Below are 14,293 nucleotides of genomic sequence, written 5' to 3'. Positions count from 1 at the left end.
CGGTGCTTTACTCAAAGCGGGACGTTAATACTCACTCTAACAAGACAGATTAGTCGCAGTTTTTCAAGGGCGCGAATTTTAAAGCTTATTCAACAAAAATGCAAAAAACGCCGGCTTGGCGTATGATTCTTCTCCCTGAAATAAAGAGACCGCTTGAAAGGTCATGTGGCTACTTCGAACGTAGCAAATGGGTCTAAAAAATCGCTTTTGTTCGTTAAATAGAACCACTATTCTCCTCACACAGAAGCGATTTTTTACCCTCATTTTCCACGCCCTCGCCACGCACAGACTTTTCAGGTGGTCTCTAAGTGCTCAATGAACCAGAAAATGGTGGGTGCTTACTACAGACATTTCTTGCACAGGTTTGTTAAATGATTGTTCTCGGGATAGAAACTTCCTGCGATGAAACCGGTATTGCCCTCTATGACAGCCAGAAAGGCCTGCTGAGTGATGCCCTGTTCAGCCAGATTGATATGCACATCGATTACGGTGGTGTAGTGCCTGAACTTGCATCCAGGGATCATATCCAGAGAGTTTTGCCCCTGATCAATGAAGTATTGGATCAGGCCGGTATCAGCAAGGAACAAATCGATGCTGTTGCCTACACCCGTGGCCCTGGACTGGTTGGGGCTTTGATGGTTGGTGCCTGTATTGGTAAGGCACTGGCCTGGGCCTGGGGCATACCATCAGTGGGAGTGCACCATATGGAAGGCCATCTGCTGGCCCCGATGCTGGAAGAAACACCTGTGGACTTTCCATTTGTTGCTCTGCTGGTATCCGGCGGCCACACTCAGCTGGTGCAGGTGGGTGGTATTGGTCGATATCGTCTGCTGGGGGAGTCTGTGGATGATGCTGCAGGTGAAGCCTTTGATAAAGTTGCTGCCATGCTGGGGCTGGATTACCCCGGTGGTCCTGCTATTGCGCGGCTGGCTGAACAAGGTCAGGAAGGACGATTTCGTTTTCCACGGCCGATGACTGATCGTCCTGGTCTGGATTTCAGTTTCAGTGGTTTGAAAACGTTTACCCTTAATACCGTTGCAAAGTGCAAGCAAGAAGCGGGAGTCACTGAGCTGGCTGAGCAGGACCGTGCTGATATCGCCAGGGCATTTGAAGAGGCTGTTGTGGCAACGCTGACCATCAAGTGCCGCCGGGCACTGCAGCAGACCGGTATGAAGCAGCTGATTATTGCCGGTGGTGTGAGTGCCAATAAATCACTGAGGGCAGCACTGGAAGCCATGGTTGAGAAAGAGGGGGCCGTATTACGTTATGCTCGCCCTCAGTTCTGTACTGATAATGGGGCTATGATTGCTTACGCGGGCTGTCAGCGATTGTTAGCAGGGCAAAGTGATGGTCCGGAAGTGGTGCCAGTACCCCGCTGGCCAATGGAGCAGCTTGAGCCGGTCAGCTAAGTTCACAAGAATGGATCATGATGCACAGATCAGATATTCCCGCTGAGTGTGGGAGTAATAGGTACGATGGATTCAGAACGGCAAAGCCCTTATGTTTCCGTGTCTTTGAGGTTAAAGAATAATGAGCCATGCCCCATGGATAAAGTCCGAATAGAAGCCATTGAAACTCAAGCCGTTATCGGTGTTTATGAGTTTGAACATGAAGCACCCCAGTCATTAATACTGGACCTGGAACTGACTACTGATTTTACCAGGGCGTTTACCAGTGACGACCTGCAGGATGCCCTGGATTACGATGCCATTACCCAGCGAGTGAGGGCATTTTGTGAAGCGTCACGATACCAGCTGATTGAGGCACTGGCTGGCGGTATCATCACGCTGCTGATGGAACATTACCCTGTGGATACAGTGGCTGTGACCATCCGTAAGCCCCAGGCGCTGACGAATGCACTTGCTACTGTCTGGTGTGAAAGAACCCGTTCGCAAATGGTGGGGCAGGGCCACTAAAGAAGAGAATCCATAGTGACTGTTTATGTTCTTGGTATTGGCTCAAACCTAAACGCAGAGTACAAGTGCCGCCAAATGATCGCCTCAATAAAGCAGGCATTTGACAAGGTCAGGGTCAGTGAACTGGTGACGACCAAAGCCATCGGTGTTGAAGGACCTGACTATATGAACGGGGTTGTCTGCTTTGAGTCAGATATTCATGTTGAAGCATTGTTGCTGTGGTGCAAGGCGCTCGAGAAACAACTGGGAAGAGATCGGAATCAGAATCTCTGTGCTGCCGATATTGACCTTTTACTGGCCTTCGACTGCACTGGGGAGCAGCCAACGGAAGATAGTGTAAACCAGATAAAGGAGCCTTGGTTTCGGCCTTTAGTCGTTGGCTTGTTATGTCATGATATCTGAATGAATAGGACTTCCGATACCCTTGCGTTTCTTCAGGAAAAAAGCACAAAAAAAGGCCGTCTTTAAAAGACGGCCAGAGTATTTCAGGGGGTTAGCCTGATAAAACATGGCTATAAACCGATGTTGTTTAACCCCGGGTTACTCACTGCCCGGGGGGATACTCTCTATATTTACATTTGCTCAAGGAACCCCTCTAGCTGAATAAGATTTTCTTCGAGTTCTTTCCAGGCACTTTTCGTCGTAACTACTTCAGGTACGATGATAGGCTCGATAACAGGCTCTTTTACTCCACTGTTGGAACCGTCCACATCAGCAACCCATTTATCCACTCCCGCCATGGTCTCGCCAATTTCAGCTTCCATTTTGAGCTTTTCCTGCTTCTGCTGATATGCTTGGCGGCGCTGTTCTTTGGCTTCAAGCTTTAGGCGCACTTTTTCCCCAGCTTTATTTGGTTCAAATGCATCAGCATAGAAAGGGAGGGTAAGCATTGTGTTAAACCCTTCACCCAAATCCCTCCTATCAAGTGAATCAGGCAACGAAGCTGCTGTCTTTCGCTGGTCGGGGACACCGACCATTTTATTATGACGTGCCAGGTTTTCAGTCGTCAGAGAGAATGAGTGCCGTCTGCCCGGTTCCATCTCTTTAACCAAGAGGTCCAGGTTTTTCTCAAGCTCCTTTACAATAGTTGGTTTTGGCGCAGGGGGAGTAGGCACAGCAGGCAGGCCTTCTGGGTCTATTTTCTCCTGGCCAGGTTTGTTTACCCACTGCTGGAGCTTAGCTATGTCCTGGTTGTCCTCCTCAGTTAAGGGAGCAGCTGGCTTTCCATCATTGGGAATCGTTGGCTCATAATAAACTGTGGCTTCTGGCTTTTTGACAGTGAGCGTGTACTTATCGTAACCCTCATGCTTACCATTGACATAACTATGCTTAACAACCCAGTGATTTTTAAGCTGGCCAGCAGCTGCTTCCCAGTCCGCGACATTGCCTTCGCGATCTTTCAGGATTTTCCCATCTTCACCTTTAACCGCCATATAGCTACCATATGGACGCTGTTCGGGGCTTGTCTTACTCCAGCTCTCGCCTTTCTGGTCTTTGTAAGGAACAGGGTTTGGCATTTTCCTTCCGTTGTATTCCGGAGTCATCATCTGCTCAAACGTTCTTTCCGAATGGGTGATTTTCTTCGGATCGTTAGTGGCGTTTCCGCTCTCATCCTTGGTAACAGGAGCCTTCCAGTCCTTGGTGTTCAGGCGGTCGCGGTTTTGGCGATCGAGAACATCTTCAGCCATCTGCTTTTGATAAACAGGAGTAACCACCTCAAGATCACTAATTTCTTTACGAACAGCAAAGAGTTCGCGCTCTTTTGGATAGATGGCCAGATTACGCTCAAGGATATTGATCCTTCTTTTCTGCTCGGTGATTCCTTCATTAATTGATGGAACCATCGGATGATTATCCCCTTGGGCTTGATACTTGGCCAATTCTGCCTGCTGCTCCTGTAGAGCCTTTTGGAGCTCCTTCAGAGTGCCTTCCAGCTCGACCTTATGTTGTTCACTGTGAATAACGTAGTTGTGATCATGTCCGTCAGGATGAGCTTCCTTGAATTCAGCTCTCATCTTGATCAGTTCATTATCCAGCGCGGCTGCTTTTGCCTTAACGTTCTCGAGATGCTTTGGACTTGTGTTGTTGTACGCCTCAATCACGCTCTTATCTGTACATTTGAATACAGGAGCCGTGGCAGTCAGTACAGGCGCTGCTGGAGCAGGCTCGCCTTTCTTCTCGGCCTTCTTAACAGCTTTGGCATGTTCTGCCATTGCCTTAGCGTGAGCTTCTACTGCCTTATTGTACTCATCCAACTGCTTTCTGAGCTCTGGGTTTGAATCATTACCCAGTCTTTTGGCAACGTCTGCTCTGTCAGCATCCAGAACCTGGTCTGTAGCTTTGAGTACAGTATGGGTTCTGTATTGCTTTTCACCGGTCTCAGGGTCCACGCCAACTTGTTTCATCAGGGCAAGGCTGCCATCTGCAAGTTTCGTATGGAACTCTTTATTCGTATTCGTACGAGGCTTGTGTGACTCAACCCTTTTCTTGACATCTTCGGCGTCAACACCGTACTTGGCGGCCAGTCTTGTGTACATGAGTTGAGTGGTAACGTCATCAAGTCGAGCCCGAGCCAGATTGATACACTCGTTTTCTAATGCACGATCATTAGCCTGCTTAAGCTCATGGGCAGCTTTGTTAGCCTCAGCTTCCTGACCCATCTTTCGTGCATCATACTTTGCACGGTTGAAGATATAGAGGAATCCAACGTAAATCGGGGTGATGACATAGTTCTTCAGTGGCTTCCATACCAGGAAATCAATGACTTTAGCTGCGAATTTAAACGGTGCAGCAATGTATGAACCAACGGTTTTTAATGCAGTAACAAAGCGCTCTTTCCAGCTAGGCTTGTGGAATTCTACAACAGTCTTCTTAGTCTCTGCGGTAGGCGTGCTGGTCCCATTAGTTGCTGCTGGTGCAGTTTGAGCAGGCTGACCAGTCGTAGTAGTCTGACCAGTCGTTGTGGTCGGAGCAGGTGCAGCCTGAGTAGTCTGACCAGTCGTTGTGGTCGGAGCAGGTGCAGCCTGAGTAGTCTGACCAGTCGTTGTGGTCGGAGCAGGTGCAGCCTGAGTAGTCTGACCAGTCGTTGTGGTCGGAGCAGGTGCAGCCTGAGTAGTCTGACCAGTCGTTGTGGTCGGAGCAGGTGCAGCTTGGGCAGGCTGACCATTAGTCATGGTCTGGGCAGGTGCAGCCTGAGTAGTCTGACCAGTCGTTGTGGTCGGAGCAGGTGCAGCTTGGGCAGGCTGACCATTAGTCATGGTCTGGGCAGGTGCAGCTTGAGCAGGCTGACCAGTAGTAGTGGTCTGAGCAGGAGCAGCTTGAGCAGGCTGACCAGTAGTAGTGGTCTGAGCAGGAGCAGCTTGAGTAGGCTGACCATTAGTCATGGTCTGAGCAGGCGCAGTCTGGGTAGTTTGTTGGCCACCAGTAGCACTCTGTGCTGGCTTGCCACCAAACATATAATTGTAGGCGCTTTTAAACGGCGCGGCGATGCGCTGGCCTATAGATAGAGCTGGTTCCGTTTGAGTTGCGGCATCTGCAGGTCCGGTTACAGACTGGACAGTCTGAGCTACCGGTGTAGCAAATGTCACTTGTTTTTGGTTCATAACAGCAGAATTCTGCTGCATATTTTGGTTGCTCTGTGGGACAGGCTGGGGCAGCTGTGCTGTAGTAACCGCAGGTGTTCCTCCAGCAGTTGGAGCTTGGTTTGCCATGGTAATATGTCCTTATTCAGTTTGGTTGTGTTTATGATTTAATTGCATCAATTGTTATTGACTGAACGTTTGGACAGTTTGTTTGGAGTTTTGTTCCAGTTTGATATTAATTAATGAAATACCAGGCATTGTAATGTATCTTGGAAAAGCATTAAGAGCATGGAGTAAACTTCAATTGCTCTTAATGTTATGATTTTAAATAACAAACTTATTTTTTCTGGTGGATTTTTGATTCAATCCATTGGAGTCTGTTCTTTCTTACCGCTTCGCCGATTGCCTTTCCTTTAATCTTTTTAGAGATAATATCTCTGGCTTTAATTGCTAAACAATCATTTAAGAGTTCAATGATTTGGTTTTTTCCAAGCTTGATTGTTTCAAAGCTGTACGAAAGAATCGTTAAAAGGCAGGTGAAGCGCTCTGGACGCCGCAGGGCATCGGTTGCTTCAAACAGGGACATCAGGGACTCGGCGTCTGGGCTTCGGGAAATAGAAATAATCCTGTCAGAGTGTTCTGTTACCAGAAGAGCCATGTCTGCATACTCTGCAGGTGGGCGCAGCTTGGATGTAATTGCTTGAATACTAAGAATGTTATTGATTTTTGCGGCTTCGGTTTGTGGTAAAAGAGGGATGAACAGGCAACCAAACCGTATCAGTGCTGTGCTGTTTGCCTGAGCGGCCAGATTAAGGTGTTGTAAAGTCTGGCTATGGATAAAGGGCTTGAATTCGGGCAGTACGGCTTGAAGAGCGCCGCAACTTTCCAGGGTTTCAAAGTAGACAGAAGGGGTGAGTTCCATCAGTGCGGTCGATGTCTCCTGCCAAACTCTTTCCGGTACCAGATGGGATGCTTCACCGCTCTTAACCATGTTTCTCATCAGTTCAAATGTTTCTTCAGCAACATGAAAGCCAAGTGGAGCGAGCCTTGCTGCAAATCGGGCAACCCTGAGAATTCGAAGTGGATCTTCCTGAAAAGCGGGAGATACATGGCGTAGCTGACGGCTTTTTAGATCGTCCTGACCACCATATGGGTCAATGATGTTCCCAGACTGATCTTCCGCCATGGCATTGATGGTTAAGTCTCGTCTCAGCAAGTCCTCTTCCAACGAAATGTCGCAGGAAGTATAAAAACTAAAACCGGCATAACCGTGACCGGTTTTACGCTCAGTTCGGGCAAGGGCATATTCCTCTTTGGTTTCAGGATGAAGGAATACCGGAAAATCTCGCCCAACAGGTTGATAACCTTTGTTTTTCATTTGCTCTGGGGTGGCGCCAACCACAACCCAGTCATTGTCTTTAACCGGCAAACCCAATAATTTGTCTCTAACTGCACCACCCACCTTATATATTTGCATAAATGAGGACTATTCCAGATATAAAAGAAGTAAGAGATGTTTTTATAGCAAAACGTGGTGAGGTTTTCTCTATGTAGAATATTATTTTATTTTAGGTGGTTTTAGGGGGGGTATTTTTCTAAATAACAAGAGATTGAGGAATGTTTTGAAATACTTTTCTCTATTGAAAAGAATAAAGTACTCATTACTAGTTGGTCGGGTATAGAAGCGTGCGAAAGCATTCATGGTTCTGATGAAGCTTTTCCTGCCCGATAAGTTCATATGGATGTATTTTAGCCCTGAAGGGAGGGTAAGGTTATGAGTTGTCATCAGTGGGTTAACGAAGCCATTGGCAAAATTGAAGCTGATTTTCAGCGCAGTGCCGACACACACCTGATACGGTTGGAGTTTCCGAGGCTAAATGGGATTGACTTATACCTCAAGGATGAAAGTACACACCCCACTGGTAGCCTGAAGCATCGTCTGGCTCGATCATTATTTCTCTACGCTATCTGTAATGGTTGGGTTAATGAGCATACAACCATTATTGAATCCTCTTCAGGAAGTACTGCTGTTTCTGAAGCTTACTTTGCCCGACTGCTGGGATTGCCATTTATCGCAGTGATGCCCAGATCTACATCAATCCGAAAGATACGACAGATTGAGTTTTATGGTGGACAGTGCCATCTGGTCAATTGTTCCAGTGAGATTTATGCAGAGTCTCAGCGGCTGGCCAAAGAGCTGAATGGGCACTATATGGATCAGTTTACTTATGCTGAGCGAGCGACAGACTGGCGAGGTAACAATAATATTGCGGATTCCATTTTTCGGCAGATGCAGGCTGAACAATATCCTGTGCCAAGCTGGATTGTGATGAGCCCGGGAACCGGTGGTACGTCTGCCACCATTGGGCGATACATTCGATATCAGAAGCTGGATACCAAGTTATGTGTTGTCGATCCTGATCATTCCGTGTTTATGGACTATTACCTCAGTGGTGACAATAGTCTGACCATCGATCAGGGGTCTCGTATAGAAGGTATTGGTCGTCCAAGGGTTGAGCCATCGTTTATTCCCGGTGTAGTTGATGATATGCGTCGGGTACCTGATGCAGCGGCTATTGCAACCATTCACTGGCTTGAAACGATTCTTGGCCGAAAGGCTGGCCCAAGTACAGGGACGAATCTTTATGGTGCCCTGCTAATCGCCACAGAGATGCAATCAAGTAATAAGGAGGGGTCTATAGTTACTCTACTGTGTGACCCTGGTGACCGCTACCTTGATACTTGTTATAACCCTGACTGGGTTGTCGCCCAAGTGGGAGATATACAGCCATGGTTAGATAAGCTTTCGCAGTTGGCAGGATGAGCGGCATCATATACTCAAAGGATTTCAAGTAGATACGCTGCGGCAGGTAAGCAAAGTCCCGTGAGCCCACAATACAAATAGTAGGTAGTAGGTGATCAGGCCAAGCTGCCGTTCCCGTGAGTGCAGCCAGCAATAGAAAGGTGACGGGTATTGATGCATGACATTAGTTGACTCACTGAATAAGCAAGAATTGATTACCCGTCTGTATGAGAGAAAACTTAGTGCAAAGCATCCAGGTGCTTATGCAGAGATTATAGGTTTTTGAATAAAAAGCGGTCGCAAACCAGCGACCGCAGAATATCAGACTAGTTTTATTGTAGAATTATGGATTTAAGATCAAACTTAGCTATTCCCTCCACCTAGGTTCAACATCGCTTGAGCCTTTGCTTGAGCCTTTTGTTGATCATGCTTGAGCATAGCTTCCATGACGGCTTGCTTCATCTGATCAAAACTAGGCTCAGTATTTTCATTTTGTGCAGCAGGCTGCCCAGGTGCTGGCGTCGTAGCTGATTGTGGTTGTGGTTGGGAGCCATAATATTTTGCTAAGAAGTCCTCAGAGCCTTTTACCAGAGGTCTATACTGCGTTTCCAGTTGATGGCTAACATTCTGAGCTACCTGCTGTTCCAGTGTTATCGATTTTTCACTAGCCGGAGACGTTTGATTCTGTCCCGATCCCTGCCCCTGCAAAGCTTGCGCTAAATTAGCAACATTTTGGTTGGCTTCTTGCAGCAAGGCAGGGTTAGGCTGGTATGGCACAGCTTGCGGTGGGTTCTGCATCTGCTGTTGTTGCTGGTTAGGAGCCAGCTGTTGTGGGTTAGGAGCCAGCTGTTGTGGGTTAGGAGCCAGCTGTTGTGGGTTAGGAGCCATCTGTTGTGGGTTAGGAGCCATCTGTTGTGGGTTAGGAGCCATCTGTTGTGGGTTAGGAGCCAGCTGTTGTGGGTTAGGAGCCATCTGTTGTGGGTTAGGAGCCAGCTGTTGTGGGTTAGGAGCCAGCTGTTGTGGGTTAGGAGCCAGCTGTTGTGGGTTAGGAGCCATCTGTTGTGGGTTAGGAGCCATCTGTTGTGGGTTAGGAGCCTGCGTATATTGAGGCATTACAGACTGTTGAGTGGGCTGGGGAGTCTGCGGCTGAACATACTGCTGTTGTTGTAAAGATTGGTGAACACCGACAGGCATTTGTTGTTGCTGGTTAGGGTTAGTAACCGGCTGTTGTTGCGGGTTAGTAACCGGCTGTTGTTGCGGGTTAGTAACCGGCTGTTGTTGCGGGTTAGTAACCGGCTGTTGTTGCTGGTTCTGTGACTGCTGTTGCGGAGGTTGGTTATAAATCGATGGACGAGCTTCACCTCTTTGTTCGTAGGTTTTATTGCTAAAGAGATTTTTAACGTCTACGCCAAACCAGTTAGAGCCTTGATTATCACTCGGGGCCGGTTGAGTTCCAGGTTGCTGGCCTTGAACTTGTGGTTGTTGCCCTTGAACTTGTGGTTGTTGGCCTTGAACTGGCGGTTGTTGGCCTTGAACTGGCGGTTGTTGGCCTTGAACTGGCGGTTGTTGGCCTTGAACTTGCGGTTGTTGGCCTTGAACTTGCGGTTGTTGCCCTTGAACTTGTGGTTGTTGCCCTTGAACTTGTGGTTGTTGCCCTTGAACTTGTGGTTGTTGGCCTTGAACTGGTGGTTGCTGGCCTTGAACTGGTGGTTGCTGGCCTTGAACATAAGTTTGGGGCTGGGCTGTTGCAACATTTTGTTGATGGTATGCGCCCTGACCCTGAGGCGGTTGATTGTATTGTTGCTGCCCCACGGTCATCTGATTCTGTGGGTTTGGGTTTTGGGTAACGTTATTATAGCCACCATATTGCCCCTGCTGTTGGGGCTGCTGGAGCTGGCCACTCTGCAAACTAGGGTTAAACGCCGCTACCGGCGGTTGTTGAACTGAAGGAAAGCTCATTATTGAATCCTTATTAAATGATGAACGAATTTGGATTTAAAATTGTGACGGATCTCATTTTTGCCGAGATGGCGACAACATTCGACAGGCAGTGAAGTTATTGGTTCTATATCAATTAGTAATTATTTTTTTACACTTATATAGTGTTTTTTTTGTCTGGTTTGTTTTCTTGTGAATATTTATTTTGTGAGCTTTTTCTCACTGTTGATTATAGGACAGATGACTTTTTTACTTGCCTGTAACTGTTCTTGTTTTAGAAAAATGTTGTTTGTATGGACTGGCATGTTCTGAACTTTTGTTTAGGTGCTGATTTATTGCTTTTATTTAATGTGTGAAAGTACTTAAATATATTATGGCTGATTTCTGAGAATAAAAATGCTGGATGTCCAATAAACTTCGTTTATATCGTAGGGATATTGTTCTATACGTTTGTTGATGAAATTTTCGTATGTACCGACTACCAGTACCAGCGTAAGATTATTACGATTGTTTTGTTATTGGGGAGTCGTGTCGTTTATAGCATACTGTATTTGCTAATTTATCATGAGGGTTTAGTGTTTTAGTCTGGTTCTTATGTGTATATGTATTAAATTAAGTATTGTCGTACAGATAACAGGAAACCAATAAGTGCTCAGGAAGAGTGACAGGTATTCAAAATAAACTTTTAGAATTATTGGGTGCAGCATTGTTGACTTTTTCTGCACTCTCCCATCGGAGAAGGGTATGTTCCAGGCGAAAGATGCATTCACTGTAGACAGTGTCCAGCAGAGTCCGGCTGAGCTCTGGTCGATAATCTCTCCTCATTACTCGGTTGATGAGGCTTCCTGGTTGCAGGCGCTGGTCGAGGTGCTGGATGCTCAGTCCAGTGATTATACCGCTATTGCCAGCAGAGCAAGCAGGATGATTGAGAAAGTCAGGGAAAGTGATGATGGCATTCATATGATTGATGCATTGCTGTTGCAGTATAGTCTGGATACTCGGGAAGGTATCCTGTTGATGTGTCTGGCCGAAGCCTTGATGCGTATTCCTGATAATCGAACGGCTGATGCTCTGATCCGTGATAAGTTGAGTGTGGCTGACTGGAAGAAACACTTAAGCCAGAGTGATTCGCTTCTTGTTAATGCATCTACCTGGGGACTGTTATTAACGGGTAAGGTGGTAAACCTTGAAGCTGGTGAAGATGGCTCTGCCGGAGGAGTTATCGGAAAGCTGGTGAATCGGATGGGAGAGCCGGTGATTCGTCAGGCCGTCAATCAGGCTATGAAAATTATGGGGCGTCATTTCGTGCTGGGGCGCACCATTTCAGAGGCTTTGAAGAATGGTCTAAAACAACGAGACAAAGGGTATACCTACTCTTTTGATATGTTAGGTGAGTCTGCCCTGACGATGGAAGATGCCCGGCGTTACCATGACGAATACCTTGCAGCTATCAGGGCTGTAGCTTCCGAGCCTGATCATAAAAGTTCCTCCCGGGCCGGGATTTCCATCAAACTTTCTGCTCTCCACCCACGCTACGAAGTTTCACAAAAAGACAGGGTTTTTCAGGAGCTGGTACCGGCGCTGCTGGATCTGGTGCGTGAAGCCAGGGCGGGCAATGTTGCCATTAATATGGATGCAGAGGAACAGGATCGTCATGAGCTATTTCTGGAAGTGTTTGAGCGGGTTTATCGACACCCGGATTGTCGCGGGTGGGGAGGGCTTGGCCTGGTGATCCAGGCCTATGGTAAACGTGCACTTCCGTCACTGTGCTGGCTGTCAGCCCTGGCTCGGGAGCAGGGAGACCGCATACCGGTTCGTTTGGTCAAAGGGGCATACTGGGACAGTGAGATTAAGCTTTGTCAGCAGCAGGGACTTCCCGGTTATCCGGTGTATACCCGAAAGGAGGCAACCGATGTTGCTTACCTGGTGTGTGCGAAGTTTCTGTTGTCAGAACCTGTCAGAGCAACGCTCTATCCTCAGTTTGCCAGTCATAATGCCCATACCGTCGCCAGCATTCTTACCATGGCAGAACAGGCAGGTCTTGATAATAAGAATACAGATGACTTTGAATTCCAGCGCCTTCACGGTATGGGGGATGCTCTTTATAACCTGGTGCTGGACAACCATGGCCATCCGGTTCGCATCTATGCTCCGGTGGGTAGTCATAAGGATTTGCTGCCTTATCTGGTACGGCGATTGCTTGAGAATGGCGCCAATTCCTCGTTTGTGCACCGCCTGGTGGATGCCAAAACGCCTATTGCATCCCTGGTTCAGCACCCGGTTGAAACATTGAAGAGCCGGGTCTGTTTCCAGAATGACCAAATCCCTCTCCCACCCGATATATATGGACAGAAACGCAAAAACTCACTGGGTGTGAATGTGGATATTGAAAGCCAGTGGCAGACATTCCAGCAGAAAGTTCAGGGCTTTATGGAGTATGACTGGCATCAGGGGCCATGGGTTGATGGACACCTTGCGCAGACATCTGAGGTTTCTGAAGTCTCCTGCCCCTATGACCGGTCACAACTCGCAGGTCATTTAAGGTGGAGCGATGACGCTCAGGTTGACACTGCAGCCGGAGTTGCTGTCGCGGCCTTTTATAAATGGAATGCGACGCCAGCGGAGGAACGTGCGCAATGTCTGGAAAGGCTGGCTGATCTTCTGGAAGATAACCGTGAAGAACTGGTTGCCCTTTGTCATCGGGAAGCGGGGAAAACATTGCACGATGCTATTGATGAAGTGCGTGAAGCGGTAGACTTCTGCCGTTATTACGCCAATCAGGCACGAGAACGATTTTCATCATCTACGATGATGCCGGAGCCTACTGGCGGGCCTACTGGAGAGTCTAACGAACTTCGGCTCTCCGGACGGGGCGTATTTCTGTGTATCAGTCCGTGGAACTTCCCCCTGGCGATTTTCCTGGGGCAGGTAACCGCCGCATTGGCCGCGGGTAATACGGTTATTGCCAAGCCAGCGGAACAGACGGGGCTTATTGCTGGCAGGGCGGTTGAACTGATGCTTCAGGCCGGTATTCCTGGAGGTGTCATTCAATTACTGCCCGGAGCTGGTGCTAAGGTTGGTCATCAACTGGTTACTGATACTCGGATTGCGGGTGTCGTTTTTACCGGCTCCACAGAAACCGCTCGAGTCATTAATCTGGCATTAGCCAATCGTCCAGGTCCGATCGTACCGTTGATTGCGGAAACGGGTGGTCAGAATGCCATGATTGTGGATTCTACCGCACTGCCAGAGCAGGTGGTTAAGGACGTGATTCTGTCAGCTTTTGGCAGTGCTGGGCAGCGGTGCTCTGCACTGAGAGTGCTTTATGTACAGAAAGATATTGCCGATCGGGTTATCTCTTTGTTGCAGGGAGCGATGCAGGAACTGTCTATTGGTAATCCTAGCCTTCACTCAACCGATATTGGTCCTGTTATTGATGAAAAAGCCCGGCAGTCTCTTCAGTCGCATATTGAGAGAATGAAAAAAGAGGCAAAGCTGCTGTTTGAGTGTGAGTTGCCAGCTGCTTGCTCCAATGGCAGTTTTGTTGCGCCAGTGGCGTTTGAAATCGACCATATTGGTCAGCTGGAGAAGGAACACTTCGGCCCTGTTCTCCATGTTATTCGTTATGATGCACAAGCGTTGCCGGAGGTGATTGATCAGATCAACAGTACGGGGTATGGACTCACCCTGGGGATACATAGCCGTAATGAAGTGACTGCCACGTATATTGAAGAGCGGGTTAAGGTCGGGAATATCTATATTAACCGGAACCAGACAGGGGCTGTAGTTGGGGTTCAACCATTTGGTGGTCAGGGGCTTTCAGGTACTGGTCCGAAGGCGGGTGGGCCAAACTATCTGCTGCGTTTTGCTACAGAGCAAACCGTCTCGATTAATACAACGGCCGTTGGTGGTAATGCCACACTGCTCTCTTTAGGAAGTGAGTCTTTGTGAAAAACTGATGCTTTGTATCTATACAGAGTGAGGTTGTTGCAAAGTACGAAAGGATTACCTTAAAGCATTTTCTGGAACCACAAAGAGTACGAAGAACACTAAGG

9 protein-coding genes are annotated in these 14,293 nt (G+C 47.9%); 6 read left to right on the top strand and 3 right to left on the bottom strand.

From position 1 onward, the window contains the following. Positions 1-371 precede the first annotated feature (371 nt). The 3 genes from tsaD to GV64_RS21670 all read left to right on the top strand — a co-directional run bounded on the left by tsaD (position 372) and on the right by GV64_RS21670 (position 2,318). Positions 372-1,409: a tRNA (adenosine(37)-N6)-threonylcarbamoyltransferase complex transferase subunit TsaD gene (tsaD, locus tag GV64_RS21680; RefSeq protein WP_020582359.1), complete on the top strand. Its 1,038-nt coding sequence runs from the start codon at positions 372-374 to the stop codon at positions 1,407-1,409. Positions 1,410-1,544: 135 nt separating this feature from the next. After that, positions 1,545-1,916, top strand: a complete 372-nt coding sequence (folB, locus tag GV64_RS21675) for a dihydroneopterin aldolase (RefSeq protein WP_020582358.1) — start codon at positions 1,545-1,547, stop codon at positions 1,914-1,916. A 15-nt stretch (positions 1,917-1,931) separates the two neighbouring features. Continuing rightward, positions 1,932-2,318, top strand: coding sequence for a 2-amino-4-hydroxy-6-hydroxymethyldihydropteridine diphosphokinase (locus tag GV64_RS21670; RefSeq protein ID WP_020582357.1), 387 nt, complete (start codon positions 1,932-1,934; stop codon positions 2,316-2,318). 170 nt (positions 2,319-2,488) lie between these two features. On the opposite strand, the gene GV64_RS21665 is transcribed toward GV64_RS21670, so the two are convergent. Together GV64_RS21665 and GV64_RS21660 are read right to left on the bottom strand one after the other, a co-directional pair. Then, the gene (locus GV64_RS21665) at positions 2,489-5,626 is read right to left on the bottom strand and encodes a hypothetical protein (RefSeq protein ID WP_034844452.1); all 3,138 of its coding nucleotides are present in this window, start codon (positions 5,624-5,626) and stop codon (positions 2,489-2,491) included. 208 nt (positions 5,627-5,834) lie between these two features. Further along, positions 5,835-6,974 carry a CCA tRNA nucleotidyltransferase gene (locus GV64_RS21660; protein ID WP_020582355.1) on the bottom strand — a complete coding sequence of 380 codons (1,140 nt, stop codon included), beginning with the start codon at positions 6,972-6,974 and terminating at the stop codon, positions 5,835-5,837. Positions 6,975-7,271: 297 nt separating this feature from the next. On the opposite strand from GV64_RS21660, the gene GV64_RS21655 reads away from it, so the two are divergent. Beyond that, on the top strand, positions 7,272-8,321 hold the full coding sequence (locus GV64_RS21655; protein ID WP_020582354.1) for a PLP-dependent cysteine synthase family protein: 1,050 nt from the start codon (positions 7,272-7,274) through the stop codon (positions 8,319-8,321). Between the two features lie 342 nt (positions 8,322-8,663). Here the strand turns inward: GV64_RS21655 and GV64_RS24915 are convergent, their stop codons facing one another. Then, the gene (locus tag GV64_RS24915) at positions 8,664-9,413 is read right to left on the bottom strand and encodes a polyadenylate binding domain-containing protein (RefSeq protein ID WP_152554153.1); all 750 of its coding nucleotides are present in this window, start codon (positions 9,411-9,413) and stop codon (positions 8,664-8,666) included. A 362-nt stretch (positions 9,414-9,775) separates the two neighbouring features. Here GV64_RS24915 and GV64_RS24910 point away from each other — a divergent pair, with 362 nt between their 5' ends. After that, a complete protein-coding gene (locus GV64_RS24910; RefSeq protein ID WP_034844447.1) occupies positions 9,776-10,147 on the top strand; it encodes a hypothetical protein in 372 nt (123 codons plus the stop codon). A gap of 835 nt (positions 10,148-10,982) precedes the next feature. After that, entirely contained in the window at positions 10,983-14,189 is a 3,207-nt protein-coding gene (putA, locus tag GV64_RS21640; RefSeq protein ID WP_020582351.1) for a bifunctional proline dehydrogenase/L-glutamate gamma-semialdehyde dehydrogenase PutA, read from the top strand. Positions 14,190-14,293 lie beyond the last annotated feature (104 nt).

The organism is Endozoicomonas elysicola (genome assembly GCF_000710775.1).
GTDB classification, from domain to species: Bacteria; Pseudomonadota; Gammaproteobacteria; order Pseudomonadales; family Endozoicomonadaceae; genus Endozoicomonas; species Endozoicomonas elysicola.
This window is presented reverse-complemented; position numbering and strand designations above follow the sequence as displayed.

Bases quoted from the DNA above. Each gene is read 5' to 3' on its own strand.
- GV64_RS21655 (WP_020582354.1), top strand. From the start codon at position 7,272: ATGAGTTGTCATCAGTGGGTTAACGAAGCCATTGGCAAAATTGAAGCT.
- putA (WP_020582351.1), top strand. From the start codon at position 10,983: ATGTTCCAGGCGAAAGATGCATTCACTGTAGACAGTGTCCAGCAGAGT.
- GV64_RS21660 (WP_020582355.1), bottom strand. From the start codon at position 6,974: ATGCAAATATATAAGGTGGGTGGTGCAGTTAGAGACAAATTATTGGGT.
- folB (WP_020582358.1), top strand. From the start codon at position 1,545: ATGGATAAAGTCCGAATAGAAGCCATTGAAACTCAAGCCGTTATCGGT.
- GV64_RS21665 (WP_034844452.1), bottom strand. From the start codon at position 5,626: ATGGCAAACCAAGCTCCAACTGCTGGAGGAACACCTGCGGTTACTACA.
- GV64_RS24915 (WP_152554153.1), bottom strand. From the start codon at position 9,413: ATGCCTCAATATACGCAGGCTCCTAACCCACAACAGATGGCTCCTAAC.
- tsaD (WP_020582359.1), top strand. From the start codon at position 372: ATGATTGTTCTCGGGATAGAAACTTCCTGCGATGAAACCGGTATTGCC.